The organism is Nitrosospira multiformis (assembly GCF_900103165.1).
Lineage (GTDB): Bacteria > Pseudomonadota > Gammaproteobacteria > Burkholderiales > Nitrosomonadaceae > Nitrosospira > Nitrosospira multiformis_D.
Genome location: NZ_FNKY01000001.1, coordinates 2,866,218 through 2,884,621, shown reverse-complemented (window position 1 = coordinate 2,884,621; position 18,404 = coordinate 2,866,218). Strand labels below are relative to the sequence as shown.

General features: G+C 53.4%; 20 protein-coding genes. 19 read left to right on the top strand and 1 reads right to left on the bottom strand.

Features of this window, described 5'->3' with window-relative positions; genetic code table 11:
- Positions 1 to 29: 29 nt before the first annotated feature.
- The gene (locus tag BLR00_RS12980; RefSeq protein ID WP_074633332.1) at positions 30 to 656 is read left to right on the top strand and encodes a hypothetical protein; all 627 of its coding nucleotides are present in this window, start codon (positions 30 to 32) and stop codon (positions 654 to 656) included.
- Positions 657 to 755: 99 nt separating this feature from the next.
- On the opposite strand, the gene BLR00_RS17085 is transcribed toward BLR00_RS12980, so the two are convergent.
- A complete protein-coding gene (locus BLR00_RS17085; RefSeq protein ID WP_256324150.1) occupies positions 756 to 890 on the bottom strand; it encodes a hypothetical protein in 135 nt (44 codons plus the stop codon).
- A 68-nt stretch (positions 891 to 958) separates the two neighbouring features.
- On the opposite strand from BLR00_RS17085, the gene BLR00_RS12975 reads away from it, so the two are divergent.
- From BLR00_RS12975 to purF, 18 genes are all read left to right on the top strand, one after another.
- The gene (locus BLR00_RS12975) at positions 959 to 1,321 is read left to right on the top strand and encodes a hypothetical protein (RefSeq protein ID WP_107797697.1); all 363 of its coding nucleotides are present in this window, start codon (positions 959 to 961) and stop codon (positions 1,319 to 1,321) included.
- 84 nt (positions 1,322 to 1,405) lie between these two features.
- On the top strand, positions 1,406 to 1,915 hold the full coding sequence (locus tag BLR00_RS12970) for a PRC-barrel domain-containing protein (RefSeq protein ID WP_074633327.1): 510 nt from the start codon (positions 1,406 to 1,408) through the stop codon (positions 1,913 to 1,915).
- A gap of 260 nt (positions 1,916 to 2,175) precedes the next feature.
- Entirely contained in the window at positions 2,176 to 3,318 is a 1,143-nt protein-coding gene (locus BLR00_RS12965; RefSeq protein WP_074634315.1) for an MFS transporter, read from the top strand.
- 71 nt (positions 3,319 to 3,389) lie between these two features.
- Positions 3,390 to 4,799, top strand: coding sequence for a 3-isopropylmalate dehydratase large subunit (leuC, locus tag BLR00_RS12960; RefSeq protein WP_074633323.1), 1,410 nt, complete (start codon positions 3,390 to 3,392; stop codon positions 4,797 to 4,799).
- Positions 4,800 to 4,955: 156 nt separating this feature from the next.
- On the top strand, positions 4,956 to 5,081 hold the full coding sequence (locus BLR00_RS12955; protein ID WP_074633320.1) for an entericidin A/B family lipoprotein: 126 nt from the start codon (positions 4,956 to 4,958) through the stop codon (positions 5,079 to 5,081).
- A gap of 3 nt (positions 5,082 to 5,084) precedes the next feature.
- Positions 5,085 to 5,723 (top strand): 3-isopropylmalate dehydratase small subunit, encoded by a 639-nt coding sequence (gene leuD, locus BLR00_RS12950; protein ID WP_074633317.1) that lies wholly within the window; start codon positions 5,085 to 5,087, stop codon positions 5,721 to 5,723.
- Between the two features lie 208 nt (positions 5,724 to 5,931).
- Positions 5,932 to 6,993, top strand: a complete 1,062-nt coding sequence (leuB, locus tag BLR00_RS12945) for a 3-isopropylmalate dehydrogenase (RefSeq protein ID WP_074633314.1) — start codon at positions 5,932 to 5,934, stop codon at positions 6,991 to 6,993.
- Positions 6,994 to 7,014: 21 nt separating this feature from the next.
- On the top strand, positions 7,015 to 8,127 hold the full coding sequence (gene asd / locus BLR00_RS12940) for an aspartate-semialdehyde dehydrogenase (protein WP_074633311.1): 1,113 nt from the start codon (positions 7,015 to 7,017) through the stop codon (positions 8,125 to 8,127).
- A gap of 67 nt (positions 8,128 to 8,194) precedes the next feature.
- Complete coding sequence (locus BLR00_RS12935; protein ID WP_074633309.1) at positions 8,195 to 9,232, top strand: type IV pilus assembly protein FimV; 1,038 nt, start codon at positions 8,195 to 8,197, stop codon at positions 9,230 to 9,232.
- Positions 9,233 to 9,369: 137 nt separating this feature from the next.
- Positions 9,370 to 10,176, top strand: coding sequence for a tRNA pseudouridine(38-40) synthase TruA (truA, locus tag BLR00_RS12930; protein WP_074633306.1), 807 nt, complete (start codon positions 9,370 to 9,372; stop codon positions 10,174 to 10,176).
- A 46-nt stretch (positions 10,177 to 10,222) separates the two neighbouring features.
- On the top strand, positions 10,223 to 10,849 hold the full coding sequence (locus tag BLR00_RS12925; RefSeq protein WP_074633303.1) for a phosphoribosylanthranilate isomerase: 627 nt from the start codon (positions 10,223 to 10,225) through the stop codon (positions 10,847 to 10,849).
- On the top strand, positions 10,836 to 12,032 hold the full coding sequence (trpB, locus tag BLR00_RS12920) for a tryptophan synthase subunit beta (protein ID WP_074633301.1): 1,197 nt from the start codon (positions 10,836 to 10,838) through the stop codon (positions 12,030 to 12,032). The genes BLR00_RS12925 and trpB overlap by 14 nt, the downstream gene beginning before the upstream one ends.
- 17 nt (positions 12,033 to 12,049) lie before the next feature.
- On the top strand, positions 12,050 to 12,871 hold the full coding sequence (gene trpA / locus BLR00_RS12915; RefSeq protein ID WP_074633298.1) for a tryptophan synthase subunit alpha: 822 nt from the start codon (positions 12,050 to 12,052) through the stop codon (positions 12,869 to 12,871).
- Positions 12,868 to 13,737, top strand: a complete 870-nt coding sequence (accD, locus tag BLR00_RS12910; protein WP_074633296.1) for an acetyl-CoA carboxylase, carboxyltransferase subunit beta — start codon at positions 12,868 to 12,870, stop codon at positions 13,735 to 13,737. The genes trpA and accD overlap by 4 nt, the downstream gene beginning before the upstream one ends.
- Positions 13,738 to 13,807: 70 nt before the next feature.
- Entirely contained in the window at positions 13,808 to 15,121 is a 1,314-nt protein-coding gene (gene folC, locus BLR00_RS12905) for a bifunctional tetrahydrofolate synthase/dihydrofolate synthase (RefSeq protein WP_074634314.1), read from the top strand.
- A gap of 26 nt (positions 15,122 to 15,147) precedes the next feature.
- Positions 15,148 to 15,762: an SPOR domain-containing protein gene (locus tag BLR00_RS12900; protein ID WP_074633293.1), complete on the top strand. Its 615-nt coding sequence runs from the start codon at positions 15,148 to 15,150 to the stop codon at positions 15,760 to 15,762.
- Positions 15,763 to 15,832: 70 nt separating this feature from the next.
- Entirely contained in the window at positions 15,833 to 16,342 is a 510-nt protein-coding gene (locus tag BLR00_RS12895) for a CvpA family protein (RefSeq protein WP_074633291.1), read from the top strand.
- A gap of 360 nt (positions 16,343 to 16,702) precedes the next feature.
- On the top strand, positions 16,703 to 18,223 hold the full coding sequence (gene purF / locus BLR00_RS12890; RefSeq protein ID WP_074633288.1) for an amidophosphoribosyltransferase: 1,521 nt from the start codon (positions 16,703 to 16,705) through the stop codon (positions 18,221 to 18,223).
- Positions 18,224 to 18,404 lie beyond the last annotated feature (181 nt).

Below are 18,404 nucleotides of genomic sequence, written 5' to 3'. Positions count from 1 at the left end.
GGCCCTAGTTTTTTCACAGGAGAAAATCGATGAACGGCATCTGGGCAAATTTATCGACGGGAATGCGGCGCTTCCTGGTTCTGACCGCCTCCCTTGCGGTAATCGTCGCGGTCGGTCTGCAGTTTCACGTGAGCTCCCAAGGGGATCTGTCGGACACCTATCCGAAGGGGTTTCGCGATGGCACATGCACGATAGAGTCCAAATCCCTAGTGGTTGGGTATTCCGGGTATTTCATTCCGGGAGACTATGAAATTCCCGAGAATGCAAGCAGCGCGATGTCCGTCCCCGTCCTGTGCGGAAAAATACCCGGTCCGGGGATACTGGATGTCACGATCGATCTTCTTTACCCGGAATCGGCGCGCGAATGGCCGCTGGCCATGACGCTGGCAAAAACGGATGGCAGCACGCCACCGAAAACACTGTTGGCAGTTCCTCCAAAAACCTACGAGTCCGGCATCATCACGCAGGTATTGAGTATCGGTGAAACGGGGGAATACCGGCTTCATCTGTCCGGGAAGGATGGGAGTCAGGCCGATTTCACGCTGGAAATCCCCATCACCGTGGGCGTGCAATGGTATGAAGGCATCGCCCAATTCTGGCCCATGCTCCTTCTGGTTGTGGCAGCAATTCTCTACCATGTTTTCAGAAGGCTTTGATCCATTACCCATCTTTTAGCTCCCTTGATTTCTAGGCCGCAGCGCTGGGCGATTTCCTTGTAGCTCAGATCAGTAGGCTCAAGGTAGCATCTGGCGACGTCAATGCGCGTCATTGACATGGCTCATCGGTGACATGCCACATCCTTTCTTGAAAATGCGTATCAGGTTCCTCGGGCCCATGTCCAGATACTCTGCAATCGACTCCAAGGTGTGCCGCACTTCCAGATTATTCATGACATAGTTCCGAACCGTGGTCACTGCGGAACAGTGACGGTGTGGTATGCACATTGGAAGCTCTGATCATGGAAAATTTATTTCCCCAACCTCATCGGAAATCTACTTGGAATTATTTCTGCGTGGATATTGGCAGTTTTCTGATTCGAATTTATGATAAAAAAGTAATCAAAAGTCATATTAAAAAACCTGATAAACTATCAGGATGCATGCATATTATTTGCAAATTCTCTATAAATATCAGTGTTACTGTAATTTTGTGTGCTGGCAGACATAAGAGTCGTTTAGCGCACCCGGACTTGTTCAATATGGGAAAAATCAGTTCAGCCACTTTCGTATTGGTGAACCGTAATGAATATTCCGGAATGCTTGTTTTTGTGTGTTACCGTACTGACGGTATTCAGCAGATTGCGCATTCTGTACTCGCCTGAAACGCTTTTACCCGATTGGATTTCTTCGCCGGGCATACAGCAGTAACGAGGATTTCTCAAATATCATATTGACAGGAGATAAACATGAGTTACGAAGATCGCGATATCTACGGCATGTACAAAAGCTACGACGAGAAGGGTCCGGGGCCTCGATTGATGGGTGCTGACACCCTCATTGGAGACGATGTATATAATCATAAAGATGAAGATCTGGGCGATATCAAGGAAATCATGCTGGATGTAGACAATGGCAGAATCGCCTATGCGGTATTGTCTTTCGGAGGATTTCTCGGTATCGCCAACAAGCTTTTCGCAGTGCCGTGGAGTGCGCTGAAACTGGATACCGTGAACAAACGTTTCCTGCTCAAAGTAGATAAGGAACGTCTCGAATCCGCACCGGGCTTTGATAAGGATGATTGGCCGGATATGGCAGACCCGACCTGGCAAAATACGATCCATTCCTATTATGGGACAAAATCATACACGGACACCAAGTCTTCCGTCGACTATGCGGCATCCGCTCCCAGAAAGGACGAGAGGGTTATCCCGGTGGCGCCAGTTGACACGGATAGTGCAAAAGACAAGAGGTATTGAGGGTGCCAAAGGCGAGACCGAGGCGCTCCGTCACTTTCACAAGTAGAAACCGTCGCCCGTAGCTTCAAGGGTTGCGCAAACAAAGGAGGCAAGTCATCTTGCCTCCTTTGTTTTAGGTATTTGGATGAAAAAAAGAATTGTTGATGAAACCGGGCTTCATGAAAGTAGCCAACGACCGGATTCAGGATGATACTTCCTTTGCAGTTCGATGCATTGAGTGTTTATCTGTTTGTTCCTTGCAGCCTGTTAAAATCGGCCGGATGCGCCCCATTCCATACTGGTCCCTTTCCGGTTTTTATTTCTTTCATTTCGCTTTTATCGGCGCATTTGCTCCCTACTGGAGCCTGTATCTTAAGTCTCTTTCCTTCAATGCCTTTCAGATTGGCATATTAATGTCATTGTTGCATGTAACGCGTGTTTTTGCGCCCGCGGCCTGGGGCTGGCTTGCCGATCACACCGGTAAACGGTTGCTGATCGTGCAATTGGCCGCAGTGATGGGGTCGATAAGTTATTGCGGTGTTTTTTTTGGCGAATCATTTGCCTGGATGGCGGCAACGATGGCGTTGATGAGCTTCTTCTGGAGCGCATCGTTGCCGCTGATCGAGGCAACCACGCTTTCTTACCTCGGCGAAAGCACGGCAAAATATGGGCGTATTCGCGCCTGGGGTTCGCTGGGGTTTATTTTCGCCGTGATAAGCGTCGGCTATTTGCTGGATGCCATGGATATAGGCTCGTTATTATGGGCGGTGTTGGGTTTCAAGCTGGGCATCATCATTTTTTCCCGGCAGATTCCCGATGCCGAAATAGCGCTTCAACCCGCAGACAATCTTTCCGTGCGACAGATATTCAAGCGCCCTGAAGTATTGGCGTTTTTTGCAGCGTGTTTGCTGATGGCGCTTGCTCATGGACCTTATTACACTTTTTATTCGATTTATCTGGTGGAGCATGGTTATAACAAGGGCATAGTTGGCTGGTTATGGGCGATAGGCGTGATATGCGAAATCGGCGTATTCTTTCTGATGCCGCAACTCATGCGCCGGTTTGGCCTGAAGCAGATTATGATTTTCAGTTTCAGTTGCGCGATAGCACGTTTTTTGATGATAGGCTGGGGAGTGGAGTGGCTGGCCGTGATGGTGCTGGCGCAAATCCTGCACGCCGCGACATACGGCGCCCATCACGCCACCGCGATGATGCTGGTGCATCACTTCTTTCGCGGACGCCATCAGGCCAAGGGGCAAGCCCTTTATACCAGTCTTACATTCGGTCTCGGTGGTGCATTCGGAGGAGTATTCAGCGGCTATGTCTGGGAGTTGCTGGGGGCGGGTCTTACATTTACCCTGAGTGCCGCTGCCGTTTTGCTCGGATTGGGGTTGGTGGTCTGGAAGATGAACATTAGCCGATAATGTAAAAAAAGGCTGAAGTTAAAAGCCTGGTCTTATGGGATAATTACAACTTACCTTGGGATTTCCGCAAGATGCAAACCTTATACGATAAACTCTGGCAAAGCCATGTGGTGCACCAGGAGTCCGATAAACCGGATGGGATGGCGCTGATCTACATCGATCGCCACCTGGTGCATGAAGTCACCAGTCCGCAGGCGTTTGAAGGACTGAAGCTGGCGGGCCGCAAGCCTTGGCGGCGGGATTCGATTCTTGCCGTGGCCGATCACAATGTTCCCACCACTGGCCGAAGCCACGGTATCAGCGACCCGATATCGCGTCTGCAGGTGGAAACGCTCGACCAGAATTGCGAGGAATTGGATATCACCGAATTCAAAATGAACGACCTGCGTCAGGGAATTGTGCACGTGATCGGCCCGGAGCAGGGCGCCACGCTGCCCGGCATGACGGTGGTATGCGGCGATTCGCATACCAGCACGCATGGCGCATTCGCATGTCTCGCGTTTGGTATCGGTACCTCGGAGGTGGAGCACGTGCTTGCAACGCAGTGCCTGCTGATGAAAAAAGCGAAATCCATGCAGGTTGTGGTCGAAGGCGAGCTGGGTCACGGCATCACCGCCAAGGATATCGCGCTCGCCATTATCGGTAGGATCGGTACGGCGGGTGGTACCGGCTACGCCATCGAGTTTGCCGGCAGCGCCATACGCGCGCTTTCCATGGAAGGGCGCATGACGCTCTGCAATATGGCGATTGAGGCAGGCGCGCGTGCCGGGATGATCGCTGTGGACAATACTACCATCGAGTATATCAAGGGACGGCCTTTCGCACCTAAAGGTGATTTATGGGAAAAAGCAGTGGCTTACTGGCTCACGCTGAAAAGCGATCCCGATGCGGCCTTCGATCGCTTGGTGACGCTGGATGCGGCCCAGATCAAGCCGCAGGTGACCTGGGGCACCTCGCCTGAAATGGTCACAACGGTTGACGGCAAGGTGCCTGATCCGTCCCAAATTACCGATGAGGTGAAGCGTCATGACATGGAGCATGCCCTGAAGTACATGGGTCTTGCCCCCAACACGCCGATCACCGATATCCACCCGGACAAGATATTCATTGGTTCCTGCACCAACTCTCGTATCGAGGACTTGCGCGCGGCGGCGGATGTGGTAAAAGGCAAGCATATTGCCGCGAATATCAAGCTTGCCCTGGTCGTGCCAGGTTCCGGTCTGGTCAAGCATCAGGCGGAACAGGAAGGACTGGACAAGGTATTTCGTGAAGCGGGATTCGAATGGCGTGAACCGGGATGTTCCATGTGCCTTGCGATGAATGACGACCGGCTCTCCCCGGGGGAGCGTTGCGCTTCCACATCCAATCGCAATTTTGAAGGCAGGCAGGGGCCGGGCGGGCGCACGCACCTGGTAAGTCCGGCGATGGCCGCGGCGGCGGCAGTGGCGGGGCACTTTGTAGATGTGCGGGAAATATATTAATATTGATTAGTATTTAATCTCTGCGGGTTTAATTCCTCGCTCCATGGGGCGAAGGCTGGCTGAAAGCCAGCGGATTGTAAGAACGCAGCTAATATTCCGCTGCTCGCGGCGGGTTTAATTTGGAAGAAAGATTTTTTTTTATAAGAGGGGGTTGTAATGAAAACATTGTCCATAATAATTACCTTGATCGCTGCTTTTGGTTTGTCCGCATGTAACACCATTGGTGGAGTAGGGAAGGATATCCAGAAAGGTGGCGAGGCGATTGAGAGATCGACAAAGTAACGAGTGGAAAAATTTCATTCCTGTGAGGGGTTGGTGGCGCCGCTGGATCGCGCCAATGTCGATACCGACGCCATCATTCCCAAGCAGTTTCTGAAGTCCATCAAGCGTTCCGGTTTCGGGCCGAATCTGTTCGATGAGTGGCGTTACCTGGATCACGGCGAGCCGGGGATGGATAGCGCACAGCGTAAACTCAACCCGGAATTCATACTCAATCTGCCGCGTTACCGGGGTGCGCAAATATTGCTTGCGCGCGCAAATTTCGGCTGTGGTTCGAGCCGGGAGCATGCGCCCTGGGCGCTTCAGGACTATGGATTCCGGGTGATCATCGCGCTCAGTTTCGCCGATATCTTTTTCAACAATTGCTTCAAGATTGGTTTGCTGCCCATTGCGCTCGATGCAGACAATATGGATCAGTTATTCCGCGAAGTATTTGCGACCGAGGGTTATCGTCTGGTTGTCAATTTGGAAGATCAGTCAGTGACTACGCCCGGCGGCGAATCTTTCTTCTTCGATATCGATCCTTTCCGCAAACATAGTCTGTTGAATGGCCTGGATGAAATTGGCCTGACATTGCAACACGCGGACAAGATCAAGGCATTCGAGGCGAAGCATCGGGCGGCGCGGCCATGGTTGTTTGCATGAAAAGATTTGTTTGAAAAAGGATTTCAGGGTCTTCTGAATCCGGAGCGCTAAGCAAGCCCTAAGCAAGCCGAGAATGAGATGCGTAAATCGACAATCCGTGCAGCGGCGCAAAAGAAACTTTGGTTCACCACACATATTTAACATGTAAGCGGTAACATCTTCCAAGTCATGTCGTATCAGAACGAGATTAGGATTCATTGAGGTCTTTATGAAAATTGCAATCCTGGCCGGTGACGGTATCGGTCCGGAAATTGTCGCTCAAGCGGTGCGAGTACTGGAAGTGCTGAAGAGTGACGGACTAAAATTTGAACTGGAACCGGGTCTATTGGGGGGATGCGCGGTCGACGCGGCCGGCGAGCCGTTTCCAGAGGCGACACGCAGGCTTGTGACCGATGCGGATGCCGCGATCCTCGGTGCCGTGGGCGGTCCGCGGTACGATATGTTGCCGCGCCAGCTAAGACCCGAGCAGGGTTTGCTCGGCATACGCAAGATGCTGGGTTTATTCGCCAATCTGCGGCCGGCGGTGCTTTATTCAGAACTTGCAAATGCTTCAACGCTGAAACCTGAAATTGTGGCGGGCCTGGATATTCTCATCGTACGGGAGTTGACGGGAGACATCTATTTCGGCGAACCGCGTGGTATTGAACAACGCGACGGTCAGCGTGTTGGTTTCAATACCATGATTTATAGCGAAGCGGAGATACGCAGAATTGCCCGGGTGGCATTCCAGGCAGCGCGTAAACGCAATCGCCGGCTGTGTTCGGTGGATAAAATGAACGTACTGGAATGTACGCAATTATGGCGCGATGTGGTGACAGAGACGAACAAGGAATATCCGGACGTAGAACTTTCACACATGCTGGTGGATAATGCCGCGATGCAGTTGGTGCGCAATCCCAGGCAGTTTGACGTGATGGTGACGGGTAACATGTTTGGCGATATCCTGTCGGATGAGGCTTCCATGCTGACTGGCTCCATCGGCATGTTGCCATCGGCGTCGCTGGATGACAAGAATAAGGGGTTATATGAGCCGATCCATGGCTCGGCTCCGGACATCGCCGGTAAGGATATGGCAAACCCCCTGGCAACCATATTGTCGGTGGCGATGATGCTGCGCTACACGTTTGACCAGGAGGCGGTGGCGGTGCGAATTGAGAGCGCGGTGAAAAAGGTTCTTGCGCAGGGTTATCGTACCGAGGACATTTACGAACCAGGGATGAAAAAGGTGGGTACCAAAGGAATGGGCGACGCCGTTCTGGCAAACATATAGACAGAGGATAGAGAGCGATCAATGAAACGAGTGGGATTTATTGGCTGGCGCGGTATGGTGGGTTCAGTACTGATGCAGCGAATGCGGGAAGAAAATGATTTTGCACTGGTAGAGCCGGTATTTTTCACCACCTCGCAGCAAGGAGGAAGAAGTCCGGATATCGGCCGGGAAATATCACCGCTCAAAGATGCCTACAATATAGATGAGCTGAAGGCAATGGATATCCTTATTTCCTGCCAGGGAGGGGATTATACCAGTGCGATCTTCCCCAAGCTGCGGCAGGCTGGCTGGCAGGGATACTGGGTCGATGCGGCTTCAACGCTGCGCATGGGGGGGGACGCAGTCATTATTCTTGATCCGGTCAACATGCCGGTTATCAAGCAGGCCCTGCACGATGATGTAAAAAATTATATCGGCGGCAATTGTACGGTCAGTTTAATGCTGATGGCGGTGGGTGGCTTGTTCGAAGAAGATATGGTGGAATGGATGAGTGCCATGACCTATCAGGCGGCTTCCGGTGCCGGCGCACAGAATATGCGGGAGTTGCTGCTGCAAATGGGCGAAGCCCATCGAGTGGCAAAAGATTTATTGGACGATCCTGCCTCGGGCATCCTTGATATCGATCGGGAAGTGGCGGGAACGCTGCGCAACGGGAATTTTCCAACTCAGAATTTCGGCGTGCCGCTGGCGGGTAGCCTCATTCCCTGGATAGACAAAGACCTCGGGAATGGTCAGACACGGGAAGAATGGAAAGGACAGTCCGAGACGAACAAGATTCTGGGGCGAAGTGATCATGCCGTTCCGGTTGATGGTATCTGCGTTCGTGTCGGCGCCATGCGTTGCCATAGTCAGGCGCTGACTATCAAGTTGAAGAAGGACGTTCCGCTGGACGAAATTGAAGATATTCTTTCAGCTTCCAACAACTGGGTGCGGGTGGTTCCCAACGACCGCGAGAGCACGATGAAAGAACTGACCCCGGCCATGGTTACCGGAACGCTAACCATACCGGTAGGACGGCTGCGCAAGCTTGCCATGGGGGGAGAATATCTTTCGGCGTTTACAGTGGGCGATCAGTTACTGTGGGGCGCGGCGGAACCGTTGCGCAGAATGCTGAGAATTCTAGTAGAAGCCTAACCTTGCAGGTGTTCTTCTCAAAGAGCGTGCAGTGCCTAAACCTGTTTCCAAAGCTTGTTTGCTCTTAGTGGCATTTCTGTTCCCGGCGCTGGCTCATGCGGCGAGTTTGGGCAGAGTGACTGTCAATTCCACTCTAGGCCAACCATTCGACGCAGAGATCAATCTGATTGCGGTAGAAAAAGAGGAGAAGGCTTCCTTAACGGTGCGGCTCGCGCCACAGGAAATTTTTCGTCAGGTCAATGTCGATTATGTACCCCTTCTTTCCACCTTTAAAGCGAGTATTGAGAACCACTCCAACGGAAGCCCCTACATCAGGATAGTTTCTCCGCAACCTGTCTCCGAGCCGCTTCTGCATATCTTGATCGAATTGAGTGGGCTGTCAGCGCGAGTGTTGCGGGAGTACACCGTTGTGCTGGCTCCCCCGGAAATTGATGCGCATCCACCTATAATACCGGTAAGTCAAATTCATCTTCCCACTTCTGTGAAAGCGGAAACCGCTGCGGCTGAGAGATCAGGTCTACCCCTCAAGAACCCCATTACCGTTGAAAACAAGCTCACGCCGGAATTTGTGCCGGCTGGCAAGGCTCATACTGTCTATGGCCCCGTAAAGCACGGCGACACTTTAACTGGAATAGTGAAAAATATTGTTCCCCCTTCCGGCGTAAGCTTTAATCAGATGCTGGTCGCTGTTCATCGCGCAAACCGGGATGCTTTCTTTGGCAGTAATATGCATCAGCTTAAGACGGGGCCAATTTTGCGGATACCGGACAATAGCGAAATCGGCGCAGTAACCGCGGAAGAGGCTGACAAAGAGTTAAAAAATCAGACAGTGGATTGGAATCGGCAGAGGGCATCAGGGGTAATAGAAGCGGTCAAAGAACCAAAACAAACCGATACGGGGAAGATAGAGTCCGCCGCCAATGCGCAAATCGGAAAGTCTCCAGCGACGCCTCACGGGTTTCCGAAGCCTTTTCAAGGCGAGGAATCATGGAACGCCGGCAATAATATGGGCGTGACGGGCCCAGGCGGGAACGGCATGGGTGAAAAGGGCATCGTCGGGAAGCGTGTGAACGGAAGAAACAGTGATGGGATGGGATGGAGGTAGGCGGCGTGCAGGGCCAATCCATGCGATGGGAGAAGCGCAGCATAGCAAGAGCACGCTTAGTGAGGGCAATGAGTGGGTCGCCCCCTCTACCTTGTCCAACTGCGGGATTTTAGGATAGTCATGACGGCGCCTATTGTGTGAGAATCGCGCTGATACTGGAATACGATGGCAGTGCTTACTGTGGCTGGCAAAGCCAGCTATCAGGGGGTTCCGTGCAGGATGCACTGGAAGCCGCATTGTCGAAAATCGCATGTGATGACGTTCGGGTGGTTACCGCGGGACGCACCGATTCGGGAGTTCATGCCGCATATCAGGTGCTGCATTTCGACACTCAGGCGCAACGGCCAATGAATGCCTGGGTGCGCGGGGTCAATGCCTTGTTACCCGTCAGCATCGCGGTATTATGGGCATCGCAAATCCCCGATGATTTTCACGCCCGCTATTGCGCCAGAGAGCGCCGCTATCTTTATCTGCTATCGAATCATGCCGTGCGCCCGGGGCTTTGTCACGGCAAGATAGGCTGGTTTCATCAGACTCTTGATGCGGAAAAAATGCAGACAGCCGCACAAATGCTGCTGGGTGAGCACGACTTCAGCGCCTTTCGTGCCGCCGAATGCCAGGCTAGATCTCCCGTGCGTAATTTGACAAAACTTGAGATTACGCGACAGGGAGACCTTATTGTATTCGAACTGCGTGCCAACGCGTTTTTGCATCACATGGTGCGCAATATCGTCGGATGCCTGATTTATGTGGGCAAGGGCAAATATCCCCCTGAATGGATAAAGACATTGCTGGCAGGCCGTGATCGTCGTCACGCAGCCCCTACTTTTCCTGCCGCGGGGTTATACTTGGCGGGGGTCACCTATGATGCCAAATGGAAGCTCCCCGGTTTTGTCGAACCGCCGCTTGCCTTGGTGTTGCCGAAAATAGGCAGGCTGGCTTGAACCTGAAACCGGCAGAATCCAAATTCCGATAAAGCAAACTGAAGGCATGGCCATCCGGGTTAAAATTTGCGGTATTACGCGTATTGAAGATGCGCTGACGGCAGTGGGTCTTGGAGCGAGCGCCATTGGCCTTGTATTCTGGAGACAGAGTGCGCGTTATGTCGCACCCGCTAAAGCCCGGGAAATTATTGCCGCGCTGCCGCCATTCATTAGCGCGGTGGGTGTGTATGTTGATCCGGATACGGAATGGGTAAAGGAAACTTCCTCCATCGCGGGCCTGAATCTGCTTCAGTTTCATGGTGATGAGTCTCCGGAATTTTGTCAAAAATTTGCACTGCCTTATATCAAGGCGGTGCGCGTCAGGACGGGTGTAGATTTGCTACAATACGCAACCCGTTATACCGGTGCCAGGGGATTGTTGCTCGATACTTATGTTAAAGGCGAGCCGGGTGGCACCGGACATGTGTTTGACTGGAATTTGATCCCACGGGATTTGCCACTGCCGTTGATACTTTCGGGCGGGCTGCATGCCGCCAACATTACCGGCGCAATCAGGCAGGCCCGGCCTTGGGCGGTGGACGTATCGAGCGGTGTGGAAGCTGCCAAAGGCATCAAGGACGCGGAGAAAATTGCCGCTTTCATGCAAGGAGTGCGAAATAGTGAAAGTTTATGATCTTCCTGACAGTCACGGCCACTTTGGTCCGTATGGTGGCGTGTTCGTTGCCGAGACGCTGATGACGGCGCTGGAGGAACTGCGCGTTCAATATGAGCACTATCGTGGTGATGCCGACTTCCAGGCCGAGTTTGCCTATGAGTTGAAGCACTATGTGGGACGGCCCAGCCCCATCTATCATGCAAAAAGATGGTCGGCGCATCTGGGGGGGGCGCAGATTCTGCTGAAGCGCGAAGACCTGAATCATACCGGCGCGCACAAAATCAACAATGCCATTGGACAGGCTCTCCTTGCCAGGCGCATGGGCAAATCACGCGTCATTGCCGAAACAGGCGCGGGTCAGCATGGCGTGGCCAGTGCCACGGTAGCCGCGCGTTATGGCATGGAATGTGTGGTATACATGGGCTCGGTGGATGTGGAACGCCAGGCCGCCAATGTTTACCGGATGAAACTGCTGGGCGCAACGGTGGTGCCGGTCGAATCAGGTTCCCGAACACTGAAAGATGCGCTCAATGAGGCCATGCGCGATTGGGTGACCAACATCGAAGATACGTTCTACATCATCGGCACGGTGGCCGGACCGCATCCCTATCCGATGATGGTGCGTGATTTCCAGGCGATTATTGGACGGGAAGCGATTGTACAAATGCAGGAAGAATACGGGCGCCAGCCGGATATATTAATCGCATGCGTGGGGGGTGGGTCCAACGCAATTGGCCTGTTTCATCCTTATCTGGACAGTAACATCCGCATGATCGGCGTGGAAGCGGCGGGGCTCGGCATTGAAAGCGGCCAGCATGCCGCTACCCTGACGCAGGGAACGCCGGGTGTGCTGCATGGTAATCGCACGTATCTGATCCAGGATGAAAATGGGCAGATCATCGAGACACATTCCATCTCGGCTGGCCTGGATTATCCGGGTGTCGGCCCGGAACACGCATGGCTCAAGGACAGCCATCGTGCCGAATATGTGGGCATAACCGATGATGAGGCATTGACGGCCTTCCATGACCTATGTCACTACGAGGGCATTATGCCTGCGCTGGAATCCAGCCATGCACTGGCGTATGCTGCCCAGCTCGCCCCCACACTCAGCCGGGACAAGCTGCTGCTGGTGAATCTCTCCGGCCGTGGGGATAAGGATATGGCCACCGTGGTGCGCGCTTCCGATATTACTTTCTAATTCAACTTCCTATTTTCATGTCACGCATTGCAACTACCTTTGACGAACTGCGTCAGCAGGGAAAAAAAGCGTTAATTCCTTTTATTACCGCCGGTGATCCCGAACCTGCGATGATGGTGCCGCTGATGCATGAACTGGTGAAGGCGGGCGCCGATATCATTGAGCTGGGCGTACCTTTCTCCGATCCCATGGCTGATGGGCCGACCATACAGCGATCGTCCGAGCGGGCTTTAAAACACCATGTTGGCTTGAACGATGTTCTGACCATGGTCGAGAAATTCAGGGAAAACGACACCTCCACGCCGGTGGTGTTAATGGGTTACGCTAATCCGATAGAGGCAATGGGATATGAGAGATTCACGGTAAGAGCAAAAGCATGTGGCGTCGACGGGGTACTGACGGTGGATTACCCGCCGGAAGAGTCCGGGGAATGGGTGAAATATCTTGAACGCCAGCAGATCGACGCAATCTTCCTGCTGTCTCCCACTACCCCGCGGGCACGCATCGAACATGTGGCGGAAATGGCTAAGGGATACGTATATTACGTTTCGCTAAAGGGAGTGACTGGCGCGCTAAATCTGGATCTGAGCGATGTATCCAACAAGCTGACCCAATTGCGTTCCCTCATTTCCATTCCCATTGGCGTCGGGTTCGGTATACGCGACAGCGCAACAGCCAAGGCGGTGGCGGAGCTTGCCGACGCAGTGGTGGTGGGAAGCCGCATCATAGAGGAGATAGAGAATTCGCCCAAAGGGGAGATGCTGACGAATGTGAGTCGTTTGGTAAGAAGCCTGCGAAGCGCAATCAACGAAGTGGCTATTGATCACGCAAACCCATGAGCTGGTTTCAGAAACTTCTCCCGCCAAAAATCAAGCGCAAGGAAAGCGGCGAAAAAAAAGCCGTCCCTGAGGGACTGTGGAGCAAATGTGCCTCTTGCGAAGCCGTGCTGTATTACTCTGATCTGGGAAATAATCTCAACGTCTGCCCCAAGTGCAACCATCACAACCGTATCTCGGCCAGAGTGCGCCTTGATTTGTTACTGGACGCCGAAGGACGCTATGAGATCGGTGCGGAGGTGCTCTCGCTGGATCCGCTTAAATTCAAGGATAGCAAGCGCTACATTGACCGGTTATCGGATGCGAAAAGAGACACAGACGAAGACGATGCCCTGGTGGTGATGCAGGGAAGTGTAAAAACGGTTCCCCTGGTCGTGGCGGCTTTTGAATTCGGTTTCATGGGTGGTTCGATGGGATCGGTGGTGGGTGAGCGCTTCACGCGCGGGGTGAGGGTATGCGTGGAACAGCGTCTGCCCTTCGTGTGTTTCGCCGCCAGCGGCGGGGCGCGCATGCAGGAAGGTTTGCTGTCGCTCATGCAGATGGCCAAGACATCGGCGGCGCTGACTCAGTTGAGTCAGCATCAGCTTCCTTTTATCTCGGTGCTGACTGATCCCACCATGGGCGGCGTATCGGCCAGTTTTGCTTTCATAGGTGACGTGGTAATCGCCGAGCCAGGGGCGCTGATTGGTTTTGCGGGACCGCGCGTGATCGAGCAGACGGTACGGCAAACCCTGCCAGAAGGCTTTCAACGAGCCGAATTCCTGCTGGAACATGGCGCGATAGACATGATCGTAGACCGCAGACGCATGCGCGACAAACTTGCCAACCTGTGCACGTTGCTGATGCATACATCCACGCCGGTCTCGTAATTGCTGACTGCGCTTCAGTCTGATCGTATCCCGGCTTTATGCTACATGCATGGAAGGGCATGAGGCGCCGATGATGGATTTGGATTCAAAATCCAGAACGCTTTCCGGCTGGCTGAGCTATCTTGAGCGTCTCCATCCCGAGGCTATCGAAATGGGGCTGGAGCGTGTAACTCGCGTCTGGAGCGAGCTGGGCCTCGCGTTACCTTTTCCCATCATCATAGTTGGCGGGACCAATGGCAAAGGGTCAACGTGCGCCATGATGGAGACAATTCTGAGCTGTGCCGGGTACCGCGTGGGTTGTTACACGTCGCCACACCTGCTGCGTTATAACGAGCGGGTGCGGATAAGCCGGCAAGAGGCCAGTGACGGAGAATTGTGCAGTGCTTTTGATGTTGTGGAATCAGCCCGCAGTGGCAGCGGTGTTTCCCTGACTTATTTTGAGTTCGGTACGCTGGCGGCGATGCAATTATTCAGTCAAGCCGGCGTGGATGTTGCGATTCTGGAGGTGGGGCTGGGTGGGCGGCTGGATGCGGTCAATATTTTTGATGCCGATTGCGCGGTGCTCACCAGCATCGACTTCGATCATATGGACTATCTCGGCAATACTCTCGAAAAAATCGGATTCGAGAAGGCGGGAATTTTCAGAAGCGGGCGGGCCGCAGTCTGTGCGGAGCCAAATATTCCCGCGAGTGTCCGGCATCATGCACATACCATCGGTGCGAATTTGATGCACATCGGTGAACACTTCGGCCATTCAGCCAACGCAGCCGATGCCACACTATGGGGTTACTGGGGACCTGGCGGAAAACGTCATTCGCTGCCCTATCCCGCCCTGCGCGGCGCCTATCAGTTGCACAACGCCAGTGCCTGCCTGGCGGCGCTTGACGTCGTCCGGGATCGTTTGCCGGTGACCATGAGCGACGTACGCCAAGGTTTGCTGAACGTCGCATTGCCAGGGAGGTTTCAGGTATTACCCGGCCGGCCGGCGACGGTGCTTGATGTGGCGCATAATCCTGGTGCCGCGCATGCGCTGGCCATCAACCTGGGCGGGATGGGACGCTTCCGGAAAACTTATGCCGTATTCGCAATGCTCAAGGATAAGGATATCGCCGGTGTGGCGCGAGCGCTTGCGGGAAAGGTGGATATATGGCTGATCGCTGGCATTGATGTGCCACGTGGCGCCTCAGCAAATGAAGTGCGGCAGGCGCTGGAAGTGGCGGGTGTGGATAGCGCGGAGGAGGCTATTCATACTTTCACTGATCCCGCCATGGCTTATGCGTATGCCTGTGAGCGAGCGGCTGAAAATGATAGAATTTGCGTATTTGGCTCGTTCCATACCGTAGCCGAAGTATTACGGTACCGGAACACGGTTGAGCACGGATAGCGATCAACTACCGGATTTAGATTCAAATGGCAAAAGCTGTCAGCGAAGAAGAAATTCAACTTAGAAAGCGTGCAAGAAGGCGCCTGGTTGGTGCAATTACGTTAGTGATCGCAGCGGTTGTGATTTTGCCGATGGTGCTGGATAGTAAACCGGAGCCGCGAAGTCAGGAGATTGACATCCGTATTCCATCGGAAGAGGTCGCGGAGGAATTCATTCCCGGAAGCGCTCCCGGTATGAAAACACCTGCTCCCGAAAAAACCGTAACGGGCGTACAGCAGGAAACGCAAAAAGAACCCGGACCACCCGTAAAGTCCGCTCAATCCTCGAATGAGCCGGTGGAGAAGCCGGCTGTGGATGGGAAGAGTACAAGTACCAAGGTTGAATCAGGCGTTGCTAAAGCCACCGACGCCACGGCTATGTTTGTCGTACAATTGGGCGCGTTCTCTGATCCGGCCAAGGCCCGGCAACAGCAGCAAAGTCTGGCATCCAAGGGCACCAAGGTTTATACGGAGACGCTTAAGACCGACAAAGGGGAAATAACGCGCGTGCGCGCCGGCCCTTTTGCCAGCCGCGAGGAAGCGGAGGTTGCCCGCGAGAAATTGAAGAAGCTGGGGCTGGATGGCGTAGTCACAGATAAATAGCGCCGATGAATTTATGGAATCCGTTGCCGCATAGGCAAATCGCGCTTGTGTAATTTTGCTCCCGCTACGAATGACTATTTTTGATTACGCCGTTCTTGCCATACTTGTTGTATCGATTCTACTGAGCGTGATGCGTGGGGTCGTACGCGAATTGTTTTCGCTGGCGGGCTGGGTAGTCGCATTCATGGTGGCGAATTCGTTCGCGGCGGGATTTGTGTCCATGCTGCCATCCAGCATTACCGGCGAATCGCTGCGTATGTTGCTGGCATTTGCTGCGGTGTTCTTGTCGACGTTGCTGACGATGGCGTTGATTACCATGTTGATATCGGCTCTGATAAAGACCGTGGGACTGGGATTCGCCGACAGGTTTTTTGGTTCGTTATTCGGGTTTATGCGCGGGTTGCTGGTCGTGCTATTGATGGTATTGGCAGCGGGGCTGACCGCGTTGCCACAAGAGCCGTTCTGGCAGAAGGCTTTACTGAGCAAGCCATTGGAGACAGCGGCGATGATGGCGATACCGTGGTTGCCAAAGGATTTGTCCGGGCGCATCAGTTACGTGAAACTGAAGCGTGAACAATGAGCATTTGCAAATATAATCCTAAATCCGGCAGTTGGGCGGGGCGGAGTGTGCGGTTTTTGGGGTGCAGAGCGAGGCGCAACGACGCGGAATGGTCATTCCATTCCAAGGAGTTGCAACACTGCCATGCGCCGTAAAAACCGTTCAATCTGCCCTGTAGCGGACTCACCCAAAAGGTGAGCGCAAAATAATACGAAATATTGTTATTAATCACAACACTGATCTATTAAATGAGCGGTCAACTGCTGGATTTAGGATAATAGATACTTATAACGTCCTGCGTATTTGCCGGTACGTTATGAGAGAAATTTCTTTGCGCTTTCCTGTACAGCGTTATCCAAGTTACTTTTACGGAGTGCAATGATGTGTGGAATTCTGGGTCTGGTCGCACAAGCTCCCGCTAACCAATTGCTATACGATGGGCTGCTGGTACTTCAGCATCGTGGACAGGATGCGGCCGGCATCGTTACCGCCCAGGACAACACGTTTCATATGCACAAGGGCAACGGGATGGTACGGGATGTATTTCGCACCCGGAACATGCGTGCGCTGACTGGCAATATGGGTATCGCGCATGTGAGATATCCCACCGCGGGTTCCTCCGAATCTTCGGCCGAGGCGCAGCCATTTTATGTTAACTCGCCGTTTGGCATCGTACTCGGGCATAACGGCAACCTCACCAATGCGGCACAACTCAATCAGGAATTGTTTCGTGAGGACCTGCGTCACGTCAATACGAATTCCGATTCGGAAGTACTCCTTAATGTACTGGCTCACGAGTTGCAGCAAAGCACGAAAAACTATCATCTTGACCCCGCCGCCATTTTTGCCGCGGTGTCGGGGGTCCACCGGCGTTGCCGGGGCGCATATGCGGTCGTGGCAATGATCGCCGGTTATGGGTTACTGGCTTTTCGCGATCCTTATGGCATACGCCCGCTGGTGTTCGGTTGTGCTGATACCGAACAAGGGATGGAGTATCTGGTGGCCTCCGAGAGCGTGGCGCTCGATACGCTGGGGTTCAAGCTGGTACGGGATATCGCGCCGGGAGAAGCGATTTTTATCGATGGGGACGGGAATTTCTACAACAAGCAATGTGCCGCTCATCCCGTGCTTAATCCATGTATCTTCGAGTATGTCTACATGGCGCGCCCAGATTCGGTGATGGACGGTATTTCCGTATATGAAACGCGGCTGAACATGGGTGAGAGCCTTGCCGACAAAATTACCAAAACCATGCGGCATCTGGATATCGACGTGGTCATTCCAATTCCTGATTCTGGCCGCCCCAGTGCCTTGCAACTGGCAAATCGCCTGGGGGTGAGTTTCCGCGAGGGTTTCGTCAAGAATCGCTATATTGGCCGGACCTTCATCATGCCAGGACAGCAGCAGCGGCGTAAGTCGGTGCGCCAAAAGCTCAATGCCATGCGCGTGGAATTTAGCGGCAAGAATGTGCTGCTGGTGGACGATTCAATCGTGCGCGGGACGACCAGCCGGGAGATCGTGCAAATGGCGCAGGGGGCAGGGGCGCATAAGGTATATTTTGCTTCCGCCGCCCCGCCCGTCAGGTTTCCCAACGTCTATGGGATTGATATGCCGACACGCGAGGAACTCATCGCGACTGGCCGGGATGATGATGAAATCTGTCGCGAGATCGGTGCCGATCACCTCGTTTTCCAGGAACTCGATTCCCTCATAAAAGAGGTATCCCGGGTCAATCCATCCATTACGCATTATGAAACATCCTGTTTCGATGGCCATTACATTACCGGTGATGTCACCGAGGAGTATCTGGCCGTCCTGGAGGCGCAACGCAACGGCGGTGCTCCACTGTCGCGAACCGGGTCCAGCACGCAACTGGATTTGAATCTGGCGGCGGCGGATTAAGGCGGGGAAACTGGAAACCTATCCGGAGTTTCATTGATGGGTATTTGACAAAAACAGTTACCAAGCGTAGTTTAATGATGTGCGCCGATTTGATGTTCAGCTTGCGGGCGCGTTATAAATTCGGCTAAAGCGGGGAACCCGTTTTGGCAAATGCTGAGCGGGTTTTTTATTTGGGGGATTC